The sequence below is a fragment of the Pseudomonas sp. YH-1 genome, from assembly GCF_051990045.1.
Lineage (GTDB): Bacteria > Pseudomonadota > Gammaproteobacteria > Pseudomonadales > Pseudomonadaceae > Pseudomonas > Pseudomonas nicosulfuronedens.
In genome coordinates this window covers 822,934-842,977 of the sequence record NZ_CP178184.1, presented here as the reverse complement: position 1 = coordinate 842,977, position 20,044 = coordinate 822,934, and the positions used below count along the sequence as shown (strand labels likewise).

The window sequence follows — 20,044 nt, the reverse complement described above, 5'->3', positions numbered from 1 at the left end:
CGACGGGCCTTTTTCATTTCTGCCGGAAGAAATGCGCTGGAAGGGCACTCGTAGGATGGGTGGAGCGAAGCGATACCCATGCTGTCGGTGCATTCGGATTGATGGGTATCGCTCCACGCCATCCTGCGGCGAGGTCAGGCCCGCTTCAGTGCGCGGGATTGAACTGGCTGGCCAGCTCGCGCAGCACCGCTTCGGCGTCGAGTACCTTGCGCACGGCGTCTTCGGCCTTCTCGCGCGGGATATCCAGGCGATCCAGCAGGTCCTGCGGAATGTCGGTCTCGGGGCCGCTGCCGATGCCGTGGTTGCGCAGCAGGCGGGTCGCCAGGCAGACCAGGTTGGCGTAGGCCGAGCAGTCGCCGGCATAGGTCGGGTCGTGCTGGAAGCGCAGCGCGGTGTAGATCTCTTCCGGCATATCCCAGGTGCGCATCAGCCAGGCGCCGATCTGCTCGCGGGTGATGCCCAGCAGGTGCTGCTCGACGAGGTTGTGCTCGACGTGCGGATTCACCTCCAGGTGCCGGCAGATCAGCGAGAAGTGCGGCGGGAAGATGTGCGCCAGGACCAGGTAGCCGATGCTGTGCAGCAGGCCGCCCAGGTAGGTCAGGCCGGCTTCCGGACGCTCGGCGCGTGGCACGGCGCGGGTCAGCCCCTCGATCACTGCGGCGGTGTAGATTGCCTGGTGCCAGTAGGGCGTGGCGTGCTGCGGCTGGTCCTTGGGCAGGCTCAGGGTCTTGCCCAGGGCCAGGCCGAGGGCGAGGTTGATCACCAGGTCGAAGCCCAGTACGCGGACGATGGCGTCCTCCACTGAGCGGATCTTGCCGGGCGCGGCGTAGTACGGCGAAGCCGCCCAGCTCACTACCTGCGCGGCCAGTGCCGGATCGGTCTCCACCACGCCGGTGATGTCGTCCACCGTGGCGTTGGGATCGACGCGCAGCTTGATGATCTTCTGTGCGGTTTCCGGCAGCGGTGGAATCTCGATGGTTTCCTCGAGGCGCTGCTGGATGCGGCGGGCGGTGAACGCCTGCACGGCCTGGGTGATTTCCTTGCGGTCGTCGTCCGGGCGGTCGAGGTTCGGCCGGATCGATTCCAGCGCCACGCCGAAGCGTGCCGCGCTGGCTTTCTCCAGCAGGCTGCGGAAGGACGCGGTGGGAATCTCCAGCAGCGTACCTGCGGTGCCGGACTCGATCAGCAACTGGGGTTCCTGCAGCAGGCGCTCGTCATACAGGCAGGGCGAGCTGGTCAGCGGTGGTAGCGCCGGCAGGCGGCCGAGCTGGTGCTTGCCGAGCATGCGCTCCAGGCGGTCGGGCTTGACCGCCACCAGCTTGCGCCCGGTGAGTTCGGCCAGGCGGTTCAGGTCCAGCAGCTGGCTTTGCGGGAACAGCACCAGCAGGGTGCCGACGGCATCTTCCAGCAGGCTGGCCTGCACCCGGCGCGCGGCCGGAAGCGTCGTGGCATCGCAGACTTCGCGAGACGGTATGCCCAGCTTGGCGAGCAGCTGCAGGATGACCTCGGGGGCCTGCGAGGAGTCGGATGGGGCGCGTGCGGCGTCGCTCATGAATGTGATCCGGTTATCAACGGCTGGGTCGGAGTATAACCACGCAGTCAGCGTGACCGAGCAGTCAACTGACCGATGAAAGTGAAATAGATCACACTTGCCCGTATTGCTGCCCGTGTCGCAGCCAGCGCGCCAGCAACGGGCTGACCGATTGCGGCCAGTGTGCCAGCAGGGCCTGGGCCGCATCACGTACTGCCGGCAGCAGGTCGGCGTCGCGCATCAGGTCGGCCACCTTGAATTGCAGCAGGCCAGTCTGGCGGGTGCCGAGCATTTCGCCGGGACCACGCAGTTCCAGGTCCTTTTCGGCGATGACGAAGCCGTCGCAGGTCTCGCGCATGATCCCCAGGCGTTCGCGGCCGATCTGCGACAGCGGCGGATGGTAGAGCAGCACGCAGTGGCTCGCCGCGCTGCCCCGGCCGACGCGGCCGCGCAGCTGGTGCAGCTGGGCCAGGCCGAGGCGTTCGGGGTTCTCGATGATCATCAGGCTGGAGTTGGGCACGTCCACGCCGACCTCGATCACTGTGGTGGCGACCAGCAACTGCAGCAGGCCTTCCTTGAAGGCTTCCATGACGACGGCCTTGTCCGCCGGCTTCATACGCCCGTGGATCAGCCCCACGCGCAGTTCGCCCAGCGCCGAGGAGAGTTCCTCGTAGGTGGTTTCGGCGGCCTGGCAGGTCAGTTCCTCGGATTCCTCGATCAGCGTGCACACCCAGTACGCCTGTCGCCCTTCGGCGCAGGCCGCACGAACACGCTCGATCACTTCGATGCGGCGGCTGTCGGCCACCAGCACGGTGTTCACCGGGGTACGGCCGGGCGGCAGCTCGTCGAGGATCGAGGTGTCCAGGTCGGCGTAGGCGCTCATCGCCAGGGTCCGCGGGATGGGCGTGGCGGTCATGATCAGCTGGTGCGGGCAGAGCCGGCCGTCGACGCCTTTCTGGCGCAGGGCGAGGCGCTGCTGCACGCCGAAGCGGTGCTGCTCGTCGATGATGACCAGGGCCAGGCGCTTGAACTTCACTTCGTCCTGGAACAGCGCGTGGGTGCCGACGATCATCGGCGCGCCGCCGGCAATCTGCTCCAGTGCGCTGGCGCGGGCCTTGCCCTTGAGCTTGCCGGCCAGCCAGGCGACTTCGATGCCCAGCGGCTGCAGCCATTTGGTGAAGTTGAGGAAGTGCTGCTCGGCGAGGATCTCGGTGGGCGCCATCAGCGCCACCTGGTAGCCGGCTTCCAGTGCCTGAAGGGCGGCGAGGGCGGCGACCACGGTCTTGCCGGCTCCGACATCGCCTTGTACCAGGCGCAGCATGGGTTCGGGCTGGGCGAGGTCGTAGGCGATCTCCGCGCCCACGCGCTGCTGCGCGCCGGTGGGCTTGAAGCCGAGATTTTTCAGGTACAGCGCCGGTAGGCGCTTGGCCGGTGGCAGTTGCGGCGCGGCCTGGGAACGCACGCTCTCGCGTAGGCGCTGCAACGACAGCTGGTGGGTCAGCAGCTCCTCGAAGGCGAGGCGGTGCTGGGCCCAGTGGCGGCCTTCGGCGAGCTCTTCCAGGTCGGCGTCCGGCGGTGGCCGGTGCAGGTAGCGGATGGCTTCGTCCAGCGGGCCCAGTCGGTAGTCGCGGGCCAGCTCCGCTGGCAGCCAGTCCGGCAGGCTCGACGGGCCCAGGCGCGCCAGGGTCTGCTCGCTGAGCTGGCGCAGGCGCTGCTGGGTGAGGCCCTCGGTGGTCGGGTAGATCGGCGTGAGCGTCTGCTCCACCGGCGCCGCGGCGGCATCGGTGAGCGAGCGGTATTCGGGGTGGTAGATCTCCAGGCCGGAAGCGCCGGGACGCGCCTCACCGTAGCAACGCAGGTGCGTGCCGCGCTTGAGATTCTCTTTCTGCGCCTGGCTGAAGTGGTAGAAGCGCAGGCTCAATACGCCGGTGCCGTCCTGCAGGCGCACCAGCAAACTGCGGCGCTTGCCCATCACCACGTCAGCGCCGGAGACCACGCCTTCGACCACCGCATCCTGTCCCGGACGAAGCGCGCCGATGGGGGTGATGCGGGTGCGGTCCTGGTAGCGCAGCGGCAGGTGGAAGAGGATGTCCTGGAGGTTTTCCAGGCCGACCTTCGCCAGCTTCTCCTCCAGCGCGGCGCCCACGCCCTTGAGCGCGGTGACCGGGACGTTCGACAGATCGGTCATGCCGGCTCGGCTTCACCCTTGACGGTCGGTTTGGCGACCGAGCACAGGCGGATCGAGTCGGCCAGCACCTCGATGGCGCGCGGCCGCGGGAAGCTGGCGCGCCAGGCGATGGCGACGGTGCGGAAGGGGACCGGCGCGCTGAACGGGCGCACTTCCAGCACGCCCGGTGCGTAGTGGTGGCTGTCCACGGCGGAGAAGGGCAGCACGGATACGCCAAGGCCGGAGGCGACCATGTGGCGAATGGTTTCCAGCGAGCTGGATTCCACGGTGGTGTGCTTGTTTTCGCTGCCCTTGTGGGTCGTCGGGCAGGCTTCCAGGACCTGGTCGCGGAAGCAGTGGCCCTCGCCCAGCAGGAGCAGGCTCTTGTCGTTGAGCAGCTCCGGGTCGATGGTTTTCTTCGCGGTCCACGGGTGGTCCGCTGGCATCAGCACGTAGAAGGGCTCATCGAACAGCTGCAGGGTCAACACGTCGGCTTCCTGGAACGGCAGGGCGATGATGATCGCGTCCAGCTCGCCGGTGCGCAGCTTGTCGCGCAGGATGTGGGTGAAGTTTTCCTCGATGTACAGCGGCATCTGCGGGGCGACCCGGTGCAACTGCGGAATCAGGTGGGGGAACAGGTACGGGCCGATGGTGTAGATCGCACCGACCTTGAGCGGCGAGGTCAGCTGGTTCTTGCCGGCCTGGGCCAGCTCGCGGATGCCCTGGGCCTGCTCGAGCACCTTCTGCGCCTGCGCCACGATGCCTTCGCCGACCGGGGTCAGGCGCACCGCACTCTTGCTGCGCTCGAAGATCAGTACGCCGAGTTCGTCTTCCAGCTTCTTCACGCCCACCGACAGGGTCGGCTGGCTGACGTGGCAGCGCTCCGCGGCGCGGCCGAAGTGTTGCTCCTGGGCAAGCGTGACGATGTAGCGCAGTTCGGTAAGGGTCATGGCGACTAAGTCCGTTGAGGTGGCCCAAGCATAGCGGCTGCACCGCCGCGAACCAACCGCGCTAAACTGCCGAGCTTTGATTCGCGGAGCCAAGCATGAGCAAGAGCACCTTCCCCAGCCTGATGATCGTTGGTTGTGGTGACGTCGGAAGCCGCCTGGGACGCCAGCTGGCCGCGCGGGACTGGCGCGTCCACGGCTTGCGCCGCCACATTGCCGCGTTGCCGCTGGAAGTGCTGCCGGTGGCCGGCGATCTGGGCCAGCTGGAGTGCCCCGACTCCTGGCCGATCGGCCCGCTCGATTACCTGGTGTACTGCGCCGCCGCGACCCAACACGACGAGGCCGGTTATCGCGCCGCCTACGTCGAAGGCCTGCGCAATACGCTCGGTTGGTTGCAGCAGCGCGGGCAAACACCCAAGCGCCTGTTGTTCGTATCCAGCAGCGGTGTGTACGCCCAGAAGGATGGCGAGTGGATCGACGAGACCTCGCCCGCCGAAGCCCAGAGCTATTCCGGCAGCGTGATGCTTGAAGCTGAGCAGGTGGCGTTGCAGAGCGGCATTCCCGCCAGCGTCGTGCGCCTCACCGGCATCTACGGCCCGGGCCGCGAGTGGCTGCTCAAGCAGGTGCGCGAAGGCTATCGCGTGGCCAGCGAGCCGCCGTTGTATGCCAACCGCATCCACGCCGAAGACTGCGCCGGCCTGCTGGCCCATCTGCTGGAATCCGACCGCAGCGGCGTTGCACTGGAAGATTGCTACCTCGGCGTCGACAACGACCCGGCGGCGCTGCACGAGGTGGTCGGCTGGCTGCGCGAGCAACTGGGCGTCAGCCAATGGTCTGAAGAGCAGACCGTGCGCCGCGCCGGCAGCAAGCGCTGCAGCAACGCCCGCGCCCGTGCGCTGGGCTGGGAGCCGCGCTACCCGAGCTTCCGTGAAGGCTACGCGGCGATCCTCGCCGGCAAACAGGACTGAGATGGACGCCAACCGGCTGCTGGCGCGCCCCTGGTTGCCGGGGGTGGAGTTGTTCCATGCGGACTTCTCCGGCCAGCCGTTTGGTCGCCACAGCCACGACGCCTTTGCCATCGGCGCCATCCTCCACGGTGCCGGCGGCTACCAGTGCCGTGGCGCGCACCATGTGCTGCCTGCCGGGACCCTGTCGCTGATGAACCCGGAGGAGCCGCACACCGGCAATGCCGAGTCCGAGCGCCTGGTCTATCGCATGCTCTACATCGAGGAATCGCGCCTGCTCCCGCTGCTTGGCCGCAAGCAGCTGCCGCGTGGTTTCCAGGCGCTCAATCCGCATGATGACGGCCGGGTTGCCGAGGCGCTGCGGCGCGTCGCCACGGAGTTCGAGCGCAACGACGCGCTGGCGCTGGAGAGCGAACTGCTGGCGTTGCTGGAGCTGGTGTTCGTCCGCCACGGCGGCATGCGCCCGACAGCTTCGGCATCGCGCGATGGCAGCGTCACTGCCAAGTTGCGGGATTACCTGGAAGCGCATTACCGCGAGGCGGTCAGTCTCGAAGAGCTTGCCGCGCTGTTGCAGCGCCATCCGCGCCACCTGATCGAAGCTTTCCGCAACGCGTACGGTGTGCCGCCGCATACCTACCTGCTGCAGCGACGCATCCGCGAGGCCAAGCGCCTGCTGGTGGCCGGCGAGAAGCCGCTGGAGGTCGCGCTGACCCTGGGTTTCTACGACCAGGCGCATTTCTCCGGCACCTTCCGCCGCTTTACCGGCGTCACCCCTGGGCGCTTCCTGCGCGCCACGCGTACCTGACTTTCTTCCAAGACCGGCGAACCCCGGCACTTCCAGACTGCGCGACGCCGCTATCCGGGAGATCACCATGTTCGCCGCCTTCGCGCTGGTCGCCAGCACCCACTTCGCCGCCCTGCTGTCACCGGGACCGGACTTCTTCCTGCTGATCCGCGCTGCGCTGCTACGGGGTCGGCGCCATGCCGACGGCTGTGCGGCGGGCATCGCCCTGGCCAATCTGGCGAGCATGTTGCTGGTGCTGTTCGTCCTCGGCCTACTGCCGGAAGTGGCCAGCCACGGGCTGCGGGTAGTGCAGTTGCTGGGAGGCGCCTACTTCGTCTGGCTCGGCGCGCAGGCACTGCTGGCGCAGCGGGAGCTGGAGATTCCCCCTGGGCTGGGCGAGCCACGCAGCGGGGGATTTCTGCGGGGTATGCGCGAAGGTCTGCTCGCCAGCAGCCTGAACCCCAAGTTGCCGATCTTCTACACCGGGCTGTTCGGCGTGCTCGGGCAGTTCCACCTGCCGGGCTGGTCGCTGGGCGTCTGCGTGCTGTGGATGGGCGCAGTGGTGCTGCTGTGGGACATGGCGCTGGTGCGCCTGCTGGATCGCCCACGCTGGCGCGCCTGGCTGAAGCGCCGGGTGACGGCGCTGGACCGCCTTTGCGGCGGCCTGCTGCTGGTGCTGGGCGGCTGGCTGCTGTGGAGCGGGCTGCGCTGAACCTGTCAGCCCGCTCGCTCGCGGATCAGTCGCGTTCCAGGGTCCAGACCTTGTTGCCCGGCGCGTACTGCGGCATCTCGTCGGACTGGGCGCGGTTCACTGCCTCGAACAGCTCCAGCTTGTCGCCGTCGCGCTCGAACAGGAATTCACGGCCCTGCTGGCCCTGTTGCAGCCAGATGCTGTCGTTGTCGCCGCTCATCGCCGCACAGTCGCCGGCCAGGCAAAGCGCGTAGCGATCGAAGCCGGGCATGCCTTCGAGGCTGCCGTTGGAGGCGAACTTGACCTTGCTGCCCTTGCCTTCGCCTTCCTCGATGATCCAGGTGCCGCTGAGGTAGGCGGCGTAGAGGGCGTTCTCGAAGGTGCTGCCGGCCGGGCTCTGCGCGGCGGGCTGCTCCTTGGGACGCAGGAAGCGCTGCTCGGGCCAGTTGTCGCTGCCCACCTGCACCAGCTCCTTGCCGTCCAGCTCCAGGGCTTCCTGGTTACTGCCGTAGAAGTCGACGCGGTAGTGCTTGGGATCGGTCTGGGTCAGCTGGCCTTCGCCCAGCTCGAAGCCGTTGCTGAAGGTGGCCTGGCTGGCCTGGGTGTCCAGCTTCCATTCCAGGTTCGGGCCGTAGGCCAGCAGCGCCTCGCGCAGCTTGCCACCCTTGCCGGCGGCATCGATGGCGGCCTGGTTGACCCAGACACCGGAAGGGTCGGACGGGGTGCCGGCGCAGCCGGTGAGCAGGCCGATCAGGGCGCTCAGGATCAGGGCGCGACGCATGTTTGCTCCTTGCAGACAAAGGAACGGGGCCGCTGGGGCCCCGTAGGTATTTCGTGACGCTTATTCCAGGACGACGATGGCGTCCATCTCGACCTGGGCGCCCTTGGGCAGGGCGGCAACGCCGATGGCGGCGCGGGCCGGGTAGGGCTGGACGAAGTACTTGCCCATGATCTCGTTGACCTTGGCGAAGTGCGACAGGTCGGTGAGGAAGATGTTCAGCTTGGCGACGTCGTGCAGGTAGCCGCCGGAAGCCTCGATGACGGCTTTCAGGTTCTCGAAGACCTGGACGGTCTGCTCTTCGAAGCCCTCGACCAGTTCCATGGTTTTCGGGTCCAGCGGGATCTGACCGGAGACATAGACGGTGTTGCCAGCCTTGATGGCCTGGGAGTAGGTACCGATGGCGGCCGGGGCTTTGTCGGTATGGATTACGGTCTTGGTCATGTCGACTCCTTAGGGTGGGATCAGCTGCGCATGCGGGTGATGCGGATCACGCCCTTGAGCGCGCGCAGCTTCTTGATGACGCGGGCCAGGTGCACACGGTCATGCACGCTGACGACGAGCTGGACCACGCTGATGCGGCCGTCGCGCTCGTCCATGCTGATCTTCTCGATGTTGCCATCGGCGGCGTTGACGCTGGTCGCCAGCAGGGCGATCAGGCCGCGCTGGTGCTCCAGCTCGACGCGCAGCTCGACGTTGAATTCGCCGGTGACATCCTTGGCCCAGCTGAGCTGGATGCACTTTTCCGGATTGTGGCGAATTTCGCTGATGTTCCGGCAGTTCTCCAGGTGCACGACCATGCCCTTGCCGGCCGACAGGTGGCCGACGATCGGGTCGCCCGGGATCGGCGTGCAGCACTTGGCGTAGCTGAGTACCAGGCCTTCGGTGCCGCGGATCGCCAGCGGACCTTCGGCGCTCGGCGCTTCTGCGCCTTCGCTGGACAGCAGCCGGCGCGCGACCACGTAGGCCATGCGATTGCCCAGGCCGATCTCTTCGAGCAGGTCCTCGAAGACTTCCATGCGGTACTCGGTGAGCACGCCCTGGATGCGCTCCTGCGGGATCTTCTCCAGGTGGCTGTCGAAGCCGGCCAGGGTCTTGTTCAGCAGGCGCTCGCCGAGGTTGATCGACTCGGAGCGGCGTTGCAGCTTGAGCGCGTGGCGGATGTGCGTGCGCGCCTTGCCGGTGACCACGAAGTTGAGCCACGCCGGGTTCGGCCGGGTGCCTGGCGCAGTGACGATTTCCACGGTCGCACCGCTTTGCAGGGGCTCGGACAGCGGCGCCAGGCGGCGGTTGATGCGGCAGGCGATGCAGCTGTTGCCGACGTCGGTGTGCACCGCGTAGGCGAAGTCGACGGCCGTGGACCCCTTGGGCAGCTCCATGATGCGGCCCTTGGGCGTGAAGACGTAGACCTCGTCCGGGAACAGGTCGATCTTCACGTTCTCGATGAATTCCAGCGAGTTGCCGGCGCGCTGCTGCAGTTCGAGGATGCCCTTCACCCACTGGCGGGCGCGGGCATGGGTGCCTTTCTGCGCTTCCTCTTCACTGGATTTGTACAGCCAGTGCGCGGCGATGCCGTGGTTGGCCATCTCTTCCATCTCGCGGGTGCGGATCTGGATCTCGATGGGCACGCCATGCATGCCGAACAGCGTGGTGTGCAACGACTGGTAGCCGTTGGCCTTGGGAATCGCGATGTAATCCTTGAAGCGGCCGGGGAACGGCTTGTACAGGTTGTGCACGGCGCCGAGCACGCGGTAGCAGGTGTCGACCTTGTCGACGATGATGCGGAAGGCGTAGACGTCCATGATCTCGTTGAACGCCTTGCGCTTGCCGCGCATCTTCTTGTAGATGCTGAACAGGTGCTTCTCGCGGCCCAGGACTTGGCCTTCCATGCCTTCGCGGGCGAGGCAGTTGACCAGCGACTCCTGGATCTTGCCGACGATCTCGCGGCGGTTGCCGCGGGCCTTCTTCACCGCCTGGCGGATGCGCTCGGAGCGCATCGGGTGCATCGCCTTGAAGCCCAGGTCTTCGAATTCCACGCGCATGCTGTGCATGCCCAGCCGGTTGGCGATGGGCGCGTAGATTTCCAGGGTTTCCTTGGCGATGCGCCGGCGCTTCTCGCCGGACAGGACTTCCAGCGTGCGCATGTTGTGCAGGCGGTCGGCCAGCTTCACCAGGATCACGCGTATGTCGCGCGCCATGGCCATGGCCATCTTCTGGAAGTTCTCGGCCTGTGCCTCGGCCTTGGACTCGAAGTTCATCTGGGTCAGCTTGCTGACCCCGTCCACGAGTTCCGAGACGGTTTCGCCGAACTGCGCGGTGAGCGCTTCCTTGGCGATGCCGGTGTCCTCGATCACATCGTGCAGCATGGCTGCCATCAGGCTCTGATGGTCCATGTGCATGTCGGCGAGGATGTTGGCGACGGCGAGCGGATGGGTGACGTAAGCCTCACCGCTGCGGCGGCGCTGCCCGTCGTGGGCCTGCTCGGCGTAGTAGTAGGCGCGGCGAACCAGGTTGACCTGATCCGGGCCCAGGTAGCTCGACAGACGGTCGGCGAAGGCGTCTATGCTCGGCATGGGCTTACCCCCTGCCGAGCGGCATATCGCGGTGCGCCGATTCGTCGGCCGGACATCGACTTACAGGGCCTCGTTGTTGGCCTCGTCTTCAAAGGCAGCGAACAGCGGCTCTTCTTCAACCACGTCCTCCTGCTGAACGATGTCAGCATCCACCAGGCCCGAGGCGATTTCGCGCAGGGCGACAACGGTGGGCTTGTCGTTTTCCCACGGTACCTTGGGCTCTTTGCCGCCGGTAGCCAGCTGGCGCGAACGCTTGGTGGCGAGCATGACCAGCTCGAAACGGTTATCGACGTTGTCCAGGCAGTCTTCAACGGTGACGCGGGCCATGGTGTTCCTCATTACGCAAATGGAGACCCGGAGAAATACCGGGCGGACTGGATAGTCTAAAAAATCGCCAATCTTTATGGAAGTGCCTTCTCTCGCCCGAATCAGGCGAGCAGGCGTTGCAGCAGGTCGGTATGACGCTGTTGCTGGGCATCCTGGCGCAGCTGTCGGGCGCGGAAGATCGCCTTGAGGTCTTCCAGTGCGTGGGCGAAATCGTCGTTGATCACCAGGTGATCGTATTCCACATAGTGGCTCATTTCGCTGACGGCTTCCTGCATGCGCCGTTCGATCACCTCGTCGCTGTCCTGGCCGCGGTTGGTCAGGCGCTGGCGCAGGGCTTCCTGGGTCGGCGGCAGGATGAAGATCGATTGCGCCTGGGGCATCAGCCGGCGCACCTGCTGCGCGCCCTGCCAGTCGATCTCCAGGATCAGGTCGTTGCCTTCGGCGAGGGTCTTCTCGACCCAGCGCTGCGAGGTGCCGTAGAGGTTGTCGAAGACCTGCGCGTGTTCGAGGAATTCGTTGCGCTCGAGCATGGCCCGGAAGGTGTCGTGGCCGACGAAGTGATAGTTCACCCCGTCCACTTCGCCCGGACGCATGCCGCGGGTGGTATGGGAGACGGAGACGCGCACGTTGGGCATGGCGTCGAGCAGGGCCTTGACCAGACTGGTCTTGCCGGCGCCCGACGGCGCGGAAACGATGTACAGGGTGCCGGACATGGCGCTTTCCTGGAGTTGCGGTGGATTGGGGCCGGAGGCGTCCGGCTTACTCGATATTCTGGACCTGTTCGCGCATCTGCTCGATCAGGACCTTGAGGTTGACCGCGGCCTGGGTAGAGCGCGGGTCGAAAGCCTTCGAACCTAGAGTGTTGGCCTCGCGGTTGAGTTCCTGCATCAGGAAGTCCAGGCGTCGGCCAGCGGCACCACCAGCCTTGAGCACGCGGCGTACTTCGGTGACGTGGGTGGTCAGGCGATCGAGTTCCTCGGCGACATCGCTCTTCTGCGCCAGCAGGACCATTTCCTGCTCCAGGCGCTGCGGGTCGAGCTCGGCTTTCATTTCGGTGAAGCGGTCCAGCACTTTCTGGCGCTGGTTGGCGAGCATTTCCGGCACCAGCTGGCGCAGGTTGGCAACGTCTTCCTGCATGGCAGTCAGGCGCTCATCGATGATCTTCGAAAGCTCTGCACCTTCGCGGGCGCGGCCAGCCTTGAGCTCGTCCAGGGCCTGGGTGAAGGCGGCCAGTGCGCTGGCGTTGAGCGCCTGCGGGTCGGCGGCATCGCCCACCAGTACTCCCGGCCAGGCCAGCACGGCCAGCGGGTCGAGCGGGGCGGGACTCTTGATCAGGTCGGCGACGGTCTCGGCAGCGGCGACCAGTTGCGCGGCGCGCTCGCGATCGACTTGCAGCGCCTTGCCGGCGCTCTCCTCGTTGAAGCGCAGGGTACATTCCACCTTGCCGCGCGACAGGCCCTGGCGCAGGGCCTCGCGCACCGCGCCTTCGAGGTCGCGGAAGGCTTCGGGCAGGCGCAGGTTGGGCTCGAGGTAGCGATGGTTGACCGAGCGCAGCTCCCAGCTCAGGGTTCCATGGGTGCTGGCGCGCTCGACGCGGGCGAAGGCGGTCATGCTGTGGACCATGGAGTCACCTCTCTGAATGGGCTGGGAAAACGGCCGACAGGTCGTCGGAAACCGGTAATTGTACCCCAGCGTAGCGCGCAGCAGCACGCTGGCGGTGGTTGCGCCCGTCCGCTGGCCTCTATAATGGCGGACATTCCCCCGCCAGTAATCTGTACAGGATGCCTCCATGAACCGTCCCAGTGGCCGCGCCGCCGACCAACTGCGCCCGATCCGTATCACCCGCCATTACACCAAGCACGCCGAGGGCTCCGTGCTGGTCGAGTTCGGCGACACCAAGGTGATCTGCACCGTCAGCGCCGAATCCGGTGTGCCGCGCTTCCTCAAGGGCCAGGGCCAGGGCTGGCTGACCGCCGAGTACGGCATGCTGCCGCGTTCCACCGGCGAGCGTAACCAGCGTGAAGCCGCGCGCGGCAAGCAGGGTGGCCGCACCCTGGAAATCCAGCGCCTGATCGGCCGCTCCCTGCGTGCCGCGCTGGACCTGTCCAAGCTGGGCGAGAACACCCTGTACATCGACTGCGATGTGATCCAGGCCGACGGAGGCACCCGCACCGCTTCCATCACCGGTGCCACCGTGGCGCTGATCGATGCCCTGGCCGTGCTGAAGAAGCGCGGCGCCCTCAAGGGCAACCCGCTCAAGCAGATGGTCGCTGCGGTTTCCGTGGGCATGTACCAGGGCGAGCCGGTACTGGACCTGGATTACCTGGAAGACTCCGCCGCCGAGACCGACCTGAACGTGGTCATGACCGATGCCGGCGGCTTCATCGAAGTTCAGGGCACCGCCGAGGGCGCCCCCTTCCAGCCGGCCGAGCTCAATGCCATGCTGGAACTGGCCCAGAAAGGCCTGCAAGAGCTGTTTGAGCTGCAACGCGCAGCGCTGGCCGAGTGATCTGACGGGCGGCGAGGCCGCCTGACTATCAAGTGCAAGGAGCGAAAGGATGAGCGACGAAGTACCGGTACAGCAGGTTCAGCCGAGCCAGGAAGCCCGGCAGTGGGCGATGTTCTGCCACTTCGCTGCCTTCCTCGGCTTCATCTTCCCCTTCGGCAACCTGCTCGGGCCGCTGATCGTCTGGCAGATCAAGCGTGAATCGGACCCGTTCGTGGATCGCCAGGGCAAGGAAGCGCTGAACTTCCAGATCACCGTGAGCCTCGCGGTGGTGGTCAGCTTCCTGCTGATGCTGGTGGTGATCGGCTTCTTCCTGCTGGGCCTGGTGAGTATCGGGGCGCTGGTACTGACCATCATCGCCGGGATCAAGGCCAACGAAGGGCTGGATTACCGCTATCCCTTCACCTGGCGTCCGATCAAGTAAGCGCGCTCCAGACACGAAAAAGCCGGCTCGAAGCCGGCTTTTTTCTGTCCGCCTTGCGGCGGCGCGAAAGGACTCAGATACTCAGGGTCCAGTCGTAATCGACGATCAGCGGCGCATGCTGGGAGAAGCGTGGCTGCCGCGGCAGCTTGGCGCTACGCACGAAGCGGCGCAGACCCGGCGTGAGGATCTGATAGTCGAAGCGCCAGCCCAGGTTGAGCAGCTCGGCCTGTTCGCTTTCCGGCCACCAACTGTACTGGTCGCCTTCGCGGTTGACCTCGCGCAGGGCGTCGACGTAGCCCATGGTGCCGAAGATCTCATCCATCCAGCCACGCTCCGGCGCCATGAAGCCCGGAGATTGCTGGCATTCGCGCCAGTTCTTCACGTCCAGCTTCTGATGCGCGACGTACAGCGAGCCGCAATAGATGTATTCGCGGCGCTTGCGGCGCTGCTTGTTCATGTACTGGGCGAAATCGTCCATGAACTTGAACTTGTGGTTCAGGTTCTCGTCCCCTTCCTGCCCGGTAGGCAGCAGGAGAGTGGCGATACTCACCTTATCGAAATCGGCTTGCAGGTAGCGCCCGTAACGATCGGCCATCTCGAAACCCAGGCCGCTTATGACAGCCTTGGGTTGCAGACGACTATAGAGTGCGACGCCGCCCTGACTGGGCACTTCGGCATCGCAGGCGTACAGGAAGTAGCCATCCAGTTGGTAGGATGGGTCATCCAGATCGAAAGCGGAGGCGCGGGTATCCTGCAAGCAGATCACGTCGGCATTCTGGGCTTGCAGCCAACTGAGCAAACCACGCTCGGCTGCAGCCTGAATACCATTCACGTTCACACTGATGATCCGCATAAATGGCCCCCAAAATCACGTGTGTGTATGATACCCGAGCTCAAACGGTTTAGCTAAATTCATACCGGCCGGTTCTCTCCCATGCACGCATATCAACGCGATTTCATCCGCTTCGCCATCGAGCGCGGCGTTCTTCGCTTCGGCGAATTCACCCTCAAGTCCGGGCGCACCAGTCCGTACTTCTTCAATGCCGGCCTGTTCAACACCGGCGTTGCGCTGTCCCAGCTGGGTCGTTTCTACGCCAGCGCGGTGGTCGATAGCGGCATACCTTTCGACGTGTTGTTCGGCCCGGCCTATAAAGGAATTCCGCTGGCGGCCGCTACAGCCATTGCGCTGGCAGAACAGCACGGCCGCGACCTGCCCTGGTGCTTCAACCGCAAGGAAGCCAAGGACCATGGCGAAGGCGGCACGCTGGTCGGCGCTCCGCTGACCGGTCGCGCGCTGATCATCGATGACGTGATCACTGCCGGCACGGCGATCCGCGAGGTCATGCAGATCATCGACGCCCAGGGTGCCCAGGCAGCCGGTGTGTTGATCGCGCTGAACCGCCAGGAGCGTGGCAAGGGCGAACTGTCTGCGATCCAGGAAGTTGAACGGGACTTCTCGATCCCGGTCGTAAGCATTGTCTCGCTGGAACAAGTGCTGGAGTATCTGGCCGGCGACGGTCAGCTCAAGCAGCACCTCGGGGCCGTCGAGGCCTATCGGGCGCAGTACGGTATCTAACCGGAACAAGGGTGTCGGCATGGCCAAGCAGGGTGCTTACCGCTACAGGGTGTTGATGGGGCTTCTGGGGGCCGTGCTCGCGGGGCAGGCGGCGGCTGCCGGTCAGCCGACCAGCCAGGTGGAGATGTACCGCTACGTCAATGACAAGGGCATCACCGTCATCGACCGCCTGGGCGTGCCGCCGCAGTACATTGGCAAGGGCTACCAGGTGCTCAACGACCAGGGCCGGGTAATCCGTGAGGTGCCGCCGGCGCCGACCGCCGCCGAGATCGAGCAGCGCAAGGCGGACGCCGCCCGCGCCAGTTCCGACCAGCAGCTGATGCGCATGTACACCAGCGTGGAAGACGTCGACCGTGCCCGCGACCGCAAGCTCGCCGAGCTCGATGGGCTGACCAGCGTGGCCAAGGGCAACCTGCAGTCGCTGAAAACGCAGCAGGCCAACCTGCAGGCCCGCGCCGCCGATCAGGAGCGTGCCGGGCGCCAGGTGCCGGATGACCTGGTCGCGCAACTGAGTAACCTGCGCAGCGACGAACAGCGCCTGCAGCAGGACATCGCCCGCTATCAGCAGCTACGCACCCAGGCGGTGAGCAGCTTCGGCGAGGACCGCGCCCGCGTAGCCCAGCTGATGGGAAACTGAGCCCGCCTTTCGCCGCTCACTGTTGCGGAGAGACGCGCTCGAATTCGTTTATCTTCCCGCGCAGCCAGTCCGGCAAGGGCTGGCTTGTCCGGTCTTCTCCGGCATAGGCGTAGATCAGCTCCCCCAGCGTCAGCAGGGTTTCATCACACCAGATCGATACCTGGAAGGTCAGGCTGCTGCGGCCCAGCCGACTGACGCGCACGCCCATTTCCAGCCAGTCGTCGAAGCGCGCGGGCGCCAGGTATTCCAGGGTGGTCTTCACCGCGAACAGATCGCCACCGCCGCGCAGCAGGTCAGCCGGGTAGCTCACGCCCAGGTGGCGGTAGTACTCGGTGGTGGCGACATCGGCGTAGGTCAGGTAGTTGCCGTTGAAGACGATGCCCTGGGGGTCGACCTCCGACCAGCGCACGCGCAGGCCGTGGAAGAAGCTGAAATCGTTGCGGGAAACGGGGGACGCGGCCATGCAAAATCTCCTGAAGACCTGTTCGAGGCAGGACGTCCATCAGGCTGAAGGGGCCCCGAACAGGCAGAAAAACACCCGCGAGGATCGCTCCTGGCGGGTGTCTTTGATCAGCGCTGCTTGCGATTGGTGATCAGGGTGCCGACGCCACTGTCGGTGAAGATCTCCAGAAGCACGGCATTGGGCACACGGCCATCGATGATGTGCGCGCTGGTCACGCCGCCTTGCACCGCTTCCAGGGCGCAGCGGATCTTCGGCAGCATGCCGCCGTAGATGGTGCCGTCGGCGATCAGCTCGTTGACCTGCTCGGTGGTCAGGCCGGTGAGCACCTGGCCCTGCTTGTCCATCAGGCCGGCGATGTTGGTGAGCAGCATCAGCTTCTCGGCCTTCAGCGCCTCGGCCACCTTGCCGGCCACGAGGTCGGCATTGATGTTGTAGGACTCGCCGTTGGCGCCCACGCCGATCGGTGCGATGACCGGGATGAAGTCACCCTGCACCAGCATGTTCAGCAGGTCGACGTTGACCCCGGTGACTTCGCCCACATGGCCGATGTCGATGATTTCCGGCTTGGTCATCTCCGGCGTCTGGCGGGTAACGGTGAGCTTCTTCGCGCGGATCAGTTCAGCGTCCTTGCCGGTCAGGCCGATGGCGCTGCCGCCATGGCGGTTGATCAGGTTGACGATGTCCTTGTTCACCTGGCCGCCGAGGACCATCTCCACCACGTCCATGGTCTGCGCGTCGGTGACGCGCATGCCATCGATGAAGTGGCTCTCGATCGACAGGCGGCTGAGCAGGTCGCCGATCTGCGGACCACCACCATGGACCACCACCGGGTTGATGCCGACGGCTTTCATCAGCACCACGTCGCGGGCGAAGCTGTTCTTCAGCTCGTCCGTTTCCATGGCGTTGCCGCCGTACTTGATCACCAGCGTCTTGCCGACGAACCGGCGGATATAGGGCAGGGCTTCGGCAAGGACGCGGGCAACCTGGGCGGCGTCATCGCGGCTCTGGGTCATGGTGGGCTCCGGCATAGTCTTACTTGAGGGTCAGAAGGGCAGGCTGAGGGCGGGATCGACCGCTTTCAGCTGGGTGCGGAACACTTCCTTGATGCGTTCCAGTTCTTCCTGGGAATCCGCCTCGAAACGCAGGACCAGCACCGGAGTGGTGTTGGACGCACGAACCAGGCCCCAGCCTTTGGGGTAATCCACGCGCACGCCGTCGAGGGTGGTGAGGTTGGCTTCACCCCACTGGCCACGGGCCTGCAGCGCTTCGATCAGGGCGAACTTGCCCTCGTCGGTGACGGTGATGTTGATTTCCGGGGTGGAGATGTCCATCGGGAACGCGGAGAACACGCGCTCGGCGTCGCGCTTGTCCAGGCTGATGATTTCCAGCAGGCGCGCGGCGCTGTAGATGCCATCGTCGAAGCCGTACCAGCGTTCCTTGAAGAAGATATGGCCGCTCATTTCGCCAGCGAGCAGCGCGCCGGTTTCCTTCATCTTCTTCTTGATCAGCGAGTGGCCGGTCTTCCACATCACCGGGCGACCGCCGTAGCCGCTGATCAGCGAGATCAGGCGACGGGTGCATTTGACGTCGAAGATGATGTCGGCGCCCGGATTGCGCGATACCACGTCCTTGGCGAACAGCATCAGCAGGCGGTCGGGGTAGATGATGGTGCCTTCGTTGGTCACCACGCCCACGCGGTCGCCGTCGCCGTCGAAGGCCAGGCCGAGGTCGGCGCCGGTCTCTTTCACCTTGGCGATCAGGTCTTCCAGGTTCTCGGGCTTGCCCGGGTCCGGATGGTGGTTGGGGAAGGTGCCGTCGACGTCGCAGTACAGCGGGATCACGGTGCAGCCCAGGGCCTCGATCAGTTGCGGGGCGATCACACCGGCCACGCCGTTGCCGCAGTCCACCACCACTTTCAGCGGCTTGGCCAGGGCGATGTCGTCGCGGATCTGCTGGAAGTAGCGCGGCAGAATGTCGACCTGCTGCACGCTGCCCACGCCGGAGGCGAGATCGCCATTCTGGATGCGCTCGCGCAGCGCCTGGATCTGCTCGTTGGCCAGGGTCTCGCCGGCGACGACGATCTTGAAACCGTTGTAGTCCGGCGGGTTGTGGCTGCCGGTGAGCATCACGCCCGACTTGCCTTCCAGGACGTTGGCCGCGTAGTACAGGACCGGAGTCGGCACCATGCCGACGTCGGTGACCTGGCAGCCGCAGTCGAGCAGACCCTGGATGAGGTGCTGGACCAGCTCGGGGCCGGACAGGCGGCCGTCGCGGCCCACGGAAACGCACGGCTCGCCGCGCGCAAGGCTTTCGGAGCCGATCGCACGGCCGACCCAGTAGGCGGTCTCGGTGGTCAGGGTGTCGCCGACCACGCCACGGATGTCGTAGGCGCGGAAGATGCTGGCGGGCAGCTGCGGGGCTTTAGGCGTGCTCATAGCGGGTGTTTGCTCCAATCCCAGGAGATCCTGGTCTTCATCAAGAATGTCGATGTCCAGAATGTCGGTGTTCTGGAATAGCGGATCGACCAATGGCGTATCAGTGGCAGCGGCCGGGGCGCTGGCAGCGGCAACAGCCGGAACCGGCTGGGCGGCGACTGCAGGCGCGGCGGGGACGCCGGCACCGGGTGTTTCGGTCTTGCGGCGCGGCTGACGGGCCAGCGCCTGAGCCAGCGCCTGCAGGCTCGGCAGGCTCAGCTCAGGAGCTTTGGCAGTGCGTTGGCCGGCGAGTTCCTGAATGAACTGCCCCAGGGCCTGGGCATCCTTGCTGACGCGGCGCTGCATCGCACTTTGCGCAAGATAGAGACCGAGCAGGCCGCCCGCCAGGGCGAGCAGCGCGGCGATGCCCAGCAGGGTCGGCGAGTACAGCGGGTTGGTGATGGTCGGGCCCGGGGTGAAGCTCAGCTTCCAGTTGGGGTTGCCGCTGGACAGACTGATTGGCGCGGCGTCACCGGCCTGGCCGCGCTGCAGCAATACCTGCGCTGGCGAGTTGCCAAACTGCTGGGACAGCTGCAACTGGCCGATATCGGTGGACATCGGCGGCAGACTGCCGAGCAGGCGCTGCAGGTCGACCACCAGCAGCAGCGAGCCCTGGATGGTGTTGTCCGCACCGCGCAGGGCAATGGGGCTGTAGACCAGCCAGCGGGTGCCGACCTTGTAGGCCTCCGGCGCCACGGCCTGGCCGCTCTCGACGCGGTGCAGCATGTCCAGCGCGGCATAGTTGAGCGGGCCGGGGCGGGAAGTGTCCTGCACGGCCTGGCCATTGGCGTTCAGGTGAACGTCCAGCAGTGCGTCCAGATGGCCCTGGGTCAGGGTCTTCTCCAGCGCGGCGATGCGTGTCGGATCATTGCTCTGCAGGGCCGGCAGCAACTGCGGGTCGCTCGCCATGGCGCGGCTGTCCGCGGCCAGCAGGCTGAGAGACTGGCGCAGCGTACCGGCCTGGCTTTCCGACCAGGCGCTGCTCAGTTGTGCGACGTGGGTCCTGTCCGCCTGACCGAACAGGCTGAACCACAGCAGCGCGCCGGCCGCCGCCACGCCACCGACGGTAAGTGCGAGGGCGGGCAGCAGCGGCTTGAGGTCGACCTTGGCCGCGGGGCCTTTGACGGCCTTCTCCGCCGGAACCAGTTCCGGCAGTTCGGCGCTGTCCTTGGCAGTGCGTTGGAAAAGTTTCATGCAACGT

20 protein-coding genes are annotated in these 20,044 nt (G+C 65.8%); 7 read left to right on the top strand and 13 right to left on the bottom strand.

Going from position 1 to position 20,044, the window contains the following annotated elements:
* Positions 1-145: 145 nt before the first annotated feature.
* The 3 genes from ACKI1H_RS03805 to ACKI1H_RS03795 all read right to left on the bottom strand — a co-directional run bounded on the left by ACKI1H_RS03805 (position 146) and on the right by ACKI1H_RS03795 (position 4,648).
* Positions 146-1,552, bottom strand: a complete 1,407-nt coding sequence (locus ACKI1H_RS03805; RefSeq protein ID WP_440467694.1) for an HDOD domain-containing protein — start codon at positions 1,550-1,552, stop codon at positions 146-148.
* Between the two features lie 91 nt (positions 1,553-1,643).
* Positions 1,644-3,719 carry an ATP-dependent DNA helicase RecG gene (gene recG, locus ACKI1H_RS03800; protein WP_138525924.1) on the bottom strand — a complete coding sequence of 692 codons (2,076 nt, stop codon included), beginning with the start codon at positions 3,717-3,719 and terminating at the stop codon, positions 1,644-1,646.
* Positions 3,716-4,648, bottom strand: a complete 933-nt coding sequence (locus ACKI1H_RS03795) for a hydrogen peroxide-inducible genes activator (RefSeq protein WP_138525925.1) — start codon at positions 4,646-4,648, stop codon at positions 3,716-3,718. The genes recG and ACKI1H_RS03795 overlap by 4 nt, the downstream gene beginning before the upstream one ends.
* Before the next feature lie 95 nt (positions 4,649-4,743).
* On the opposite strand from ACKI1H_RS03795, the gene ACKI1H_RS03790 reads away from it, so the two are divergent.
* The 3 genes from ACKI1H_RS03790 (at position 4,744) to ACKI1H_RS03780 (ending at position 7,106) form a co-directional block, all read left to right on the top strand.
* On the top strand, positions 4,744-5,613 hold the full coding sequence (locus tag ACKI1H_RS03790) for an SDR family oxidoreductase (RefSeq protein WP_440467693.1): 870 nt from the start codon (positions 4,744-4,746) through the stop codon (positions 5,611-5,613).
* 1 nt (position 5,614) lies between these two features.
* A complete protein-coding gene (locus tag ACKI1H_RS03785) occupies positions 5,615-6,415 on the top strand; it encodes a helix-turn-helix transcriptional regulator (protein WP_138525927.1) in 801 nt (266 codons plus the stop codon).
* Between the two features lie 67 nt (positions 6,416-6,482).
* Positions 6,483-7,106: a LysE family translocator gene (locus ACKI1H_RS03780; RefSeq protein ID WP_440467692.1), complete on the top strand. Its 624-nt coding sequence runs from the start codon at positions 6,483-6,485 to the stop codon at positions 7,104-7,106.
* 25 nt (positions 7,107-7,131) lie between these two features.
* On the opposite strand, the gene ACKI1H_RS03775 is transcribed toward ACKI1H_RS03780, so the two are convergent.
* From ACKI1H_RS03775 to ACKI1H_RS03750, 6 genes are all read right to left on the bottom strand, one after another.
* Positions 7,132-7,866, bottom strand: coding sequence for a hypothetical protein (locus ACKI1H_RS03775; RefSeq protein ID WP_440467691.1), 735 nt, complete (start codon positions 7,864-7,866; stop codon positions 7,132-7,134).
* A 60-nt stretch (positions 7,867-7,926) separates the two neighbouring features.
* Positions 7,927-8,307, bottom strand: a complete 381-nt coding sequence (locus ACKI1H_RS03770; protein ID WP_017520704.1) for a RidA family protein — start codon at positions 8,305-8,307, stop codon at positions 7,927-7,929.
* 20 nt (positions 8,308-8,327) lie between these two features.
* Positions 8,328-10,436, bottom strand: coding sequence for a bifunctional GTP diphosphokinase/guanosine-3',5'-bis pyrophosphate 3'-pyrophosphohydrolase (gene spoT, locus ACKI1H_RS03765; protein ID WP_138525930.1), 2,109 nt, complete (start codon positions 10,434-10,436; stop codon positions 8,328-8,330).
* Positions 10,437-10,496: 60 nt separating this feature from the next.
* Positions 10,497-10,763 carry a DNA-directed RNA polymerase subunit omega gene (gene rpoZ / locus ACKI1H_RS03760; RefSeq protein ID WP_024762058.1) on the bottom strand — a complete coding sequence of 89 codons (267 nt, stop codon included), beginning with the start codon at positions 10,761-10,763 and terminating at the stop codon, positions 10,497-10,499.
* Positions 10,764-10,864: 101 nt separating this feature from the next.
* Entirely contained in the window at positions 10,865-11,476 is a 612-nt protein-coding gene (gene gmk, locus ACKI1H_RS03755) for a guanylate kinase (RefSeq protein WP_138525931.1), read from the bottom strand.
* Between the two features lie 46 nt (positions 11,477-11,522).
* Positions 11,523-12,386, bottom strand: coding sequence for a YicC/YloC family endoribonuclease (locus ACKI1H_RS03750; protein ID WP_440467690.1), 864 nt, complete (start codon positions 12,384-12,386; stop codon positions 11,523-11,525).
* Between the two features lie 166 nt (positions 12,387-12,552).
* On the opposite strand from ACKI1H_RS03750, the gene rph reads away from it, so the two are divergent.
* Both rph and ACKI1H_RS03740 read left to right on the top strand, forming a co-directional pair.
* Entirely contained in the window at positions 12,553-13,272 is a 720-nt protein-coding gene (gene rph / locus ACKI1H_RS03745; RefSeq protein WP_440467689.1) for a ribonuclease PH, read from the top strand.
* 49 nt (positions 13,273-13,321) lie between these two features.
* Positions 13,322-13,693 (top strand): DUF4870 domain-containing protein, encoded by a 372-nt coding sequence (locus ACKI1H_RS03740; RefSeq protein ID WP_416748726.1) that lies wholly within the window; start codon positions 13,322-13,324, stop codon positions 13,691-13,693.
* A gap of 73 nt (positions 13,694-13,766) precedes the next feature.
* Here the strand turns inward: ACKI1H_RS03740 and ACKI1H_RS03735 are convergent, their stop codons facing one another.
* Positions 13,767-14,546 (bottom strand): exodeoxyribonuclease III, encoded by a 780-nt coding sequence (locus tag ACKI1H_RS03735; protein ID WP_138525935.1) that lies wholly within the window; start codon positions 14,544-14,546, stop codon positions 13,767-13,769.
* Positions 14,547-14,627: 81 nt separating this feature from the next.
* Between ACKI1H_RS03735 and pyrE the strand changes: the two genes are divergently transcribed.
* Together pyrE and ACKI1H_RS03725 are read left to right on the top strand one after the other, a co-directional pair.
* Positions 14,628-15,269, top strand: a complete 642-nt coding sequence (gene pyrE, locus ACKI1H_RS03730) for an orotate phosphoribosyltransferase (RefSeq protein WP_440467688.1) — start codon at positions 14,628-14,630, stop codon at positions 15,267-15,269.
* A 19-nt stretch (positions 15,270-15,288) separates the two neighbouring features.
* A complete protein-coding gene (locus ACKI1H_RS03725; RefSeq protein ID WP_138525937.1) occupies positions 15,289-15,906 on the top strand; it encodes a DUF4124 domain-containing protein in 618 nt (205 codons plus the stop codon).
* Positions 15,907-15,922: 16 nt separating this feature from the next.
* Here the strand turns inward: ACKI1H_RS03725 and ACKI1H_RS03720 are convergent, their stop codons facing one another.
* From ACKI1H_RS03720 to ACKI1H_RS03710, 3 genes are all read right to left on the bottom strand, one after another.
* On the bottom strand, positions 15,923-16,369 hold the full coding sequence (locus ACKI1H_RS03720; RefSeq protein ID WP_138525938.1) for an acyl-CoA thioesterase: 447 nt from the start codon (positions 16,367-16,369) through the stop codon (positions 15,923-15,925).
* A gap of 107 nt (positions 16,370-16,476) precedes the next feature.
* Entirely contained in the window at positions 16,477-17,382 is a 906-nt protein-coding gene (argB, locus tag ACKI1H_RS03715; protein ID WP_024762065.1) for an acetylglutamate kinase, read from the bottom strand.
* Between the two features lie 30 nt (positions 17,383-17,412).
* On the bottom strand, positions 17,413-20,037 hold the full coding sequence (locus tag ACKI1H_RS03710) for a phosphomannomutase/phosphoglucomutase (RefSeq protein WP_440467687.1): 2,625 nt from the start codon (positions 20,035-20,037) through the stop codon (positions 17,413-17,415).
* Positions 20,038-20,044: the final 7 nt, after the last annotated feature.

Excerpts from the sequence above, each read along its gene's own strand:
- ACKI1H_RS03805 (WP_440467694.1), bottom strand. The coding sequence starts at position 1,552 with ATGAGCGACGCCGCACGCGCCCCATCCGACTCCTCGCAGGCCCCCGAG.
- recG (WP_138525924.1), bottom strand. The coding sequence starts at position 3,719 with ATGACCGATCTGTCGAACGTCCCGGTCACCGCGCTCAAGGGCGTGGGC.
- ACKI1H_RS03795 (WP_138525925.1), bottom strand. The coding sequence starts at position 4,648 with ATGACCCTTACCGAACTGCGCTACATCGTCACGCTTGCCCAGGAGCAA.
- ACKI1H_RS03790 (WP_440467693.1), top strand. The coding sequence starts at position 4,744 with ATGAGCAAGAGCACCTTCCCCAGCCTGATGATCGTTGGTTGTGGTGAC.
- ACKI1H_RS03785 (WP_138525927.1), top strand. The coding sequence starts at position 5,615 with ATGGACGCCAACCGGCTGCTGGCGCGCCCCTGGTTGCCGGGGGTGGAG.
- ACKI1H_RS03780 (WP_440467692.1), top strand. The coding sequence starts at position 6,483 with ATGTTCGCCGCCTTCGCGCTGGTCGCCAGCACCCACTTCGCCGCCCTG.
- ACKI1H_RS03775 (WP_440467691.1), bottom strand. The coding sequence starts at position 7,866 with ATGCGTCGCGCCCTGATCCTGAGCGCCCTGATCGGCCTGCTCACCGGC.
- ACKI1H_RS03770 (WP_017520704.1), bottom strand. The coding sequence starts at position 8,307 with ATGACCAAGACCGTAATCCATACCGACAAAGCCCCGGCCGCCATCGGT.
- spoT (WP_138525930.1), bottom strand. The coding sequence starts at position 10,436 with ATGCCGAGCATAGACGCCTTCGCCGACCGTCTGTCGAGCTACCTGGGC.
- rpoZ (WP_024762058.1), bottom strand. The coding sequence starts at position 10,763 with ATGGCCCGCGTCACCGTTGAAGACTGCCTGGACAACGTCGATAACCGT.
- gmk (WP_138525931.1), bottom strand. The coding sequence starts at position 11,476 with ATGTCCGGCACCCTGTACATCGTTTCCGCGCCGTCGGGCGCCGGCAAG.
- ACKI1H_RS03750 (WP_440467690.1), bottom strand. The coding sequence starts at position 12,386 with ATGGTCCACAGCATGACCGCCTTCGCCCGCGTCGAGCGCGCCAGCACC.
- rph (WP_440467689.1), top strand. The coding sequence starts at position 12,553 with ATGAACCGTCCCAGTGGCCGCGCCGCCGACCAACTGCGCCCGATCCGT.
- ACKI1H_RS03740 (WP_416748726.1), top strand. The coding sequence starts at position 13,322 with ATGAGCGACGAAGTACCGGTACAGCAGGTTCAGCCGAGCCAGGAAGCC.
- ACKI1H_RS03735 (WP_138525935.1), bottom strand. The coding sequence starts at position 14,546 with ATGCGGATCATCAGTGTGAACGTGAATGGTATTCAGGCTGCAGCCGAG.
- pyrE (WP_440467688.1), top strand. The coding sequence starts at position 14,628 with ATGCACGCATATCAACGCGATTTCATCCGCTTCGCCATCGAGCGCGGC.
- ACKI1H_RS03725 (WP_138525937.1), top strand. The coding sequence starts at position 15,289 with ATGGCCAAGCAGGGTGCTTACCGCTACAGGGTGTTGATGGGGCTTCTG.
- ACKI1H_RS03720 (WP_138525938.1), bottom strand. The coding sequence starts at position 16,369 with ATGGCCGCGTCCCCCGTTTCCCGCAACGATTTCAGCTTCTTCCACGGC.
- argB (WP_024762065.1), bottom strand. The coding sequence starts at position 17,382 with ATGACCCAGAGCCGCGATGACGCCGCCCAGGTTGCCCGCGTCCTTGCC.
- ACKI1H_RS03710 (WP_440467687.1), bottom strand. The coding sequence starts at position 20,037 with ATGAAACTTTTCCAACGCACTGCCAAGGACAGCGCCGAACTGCCGGAA.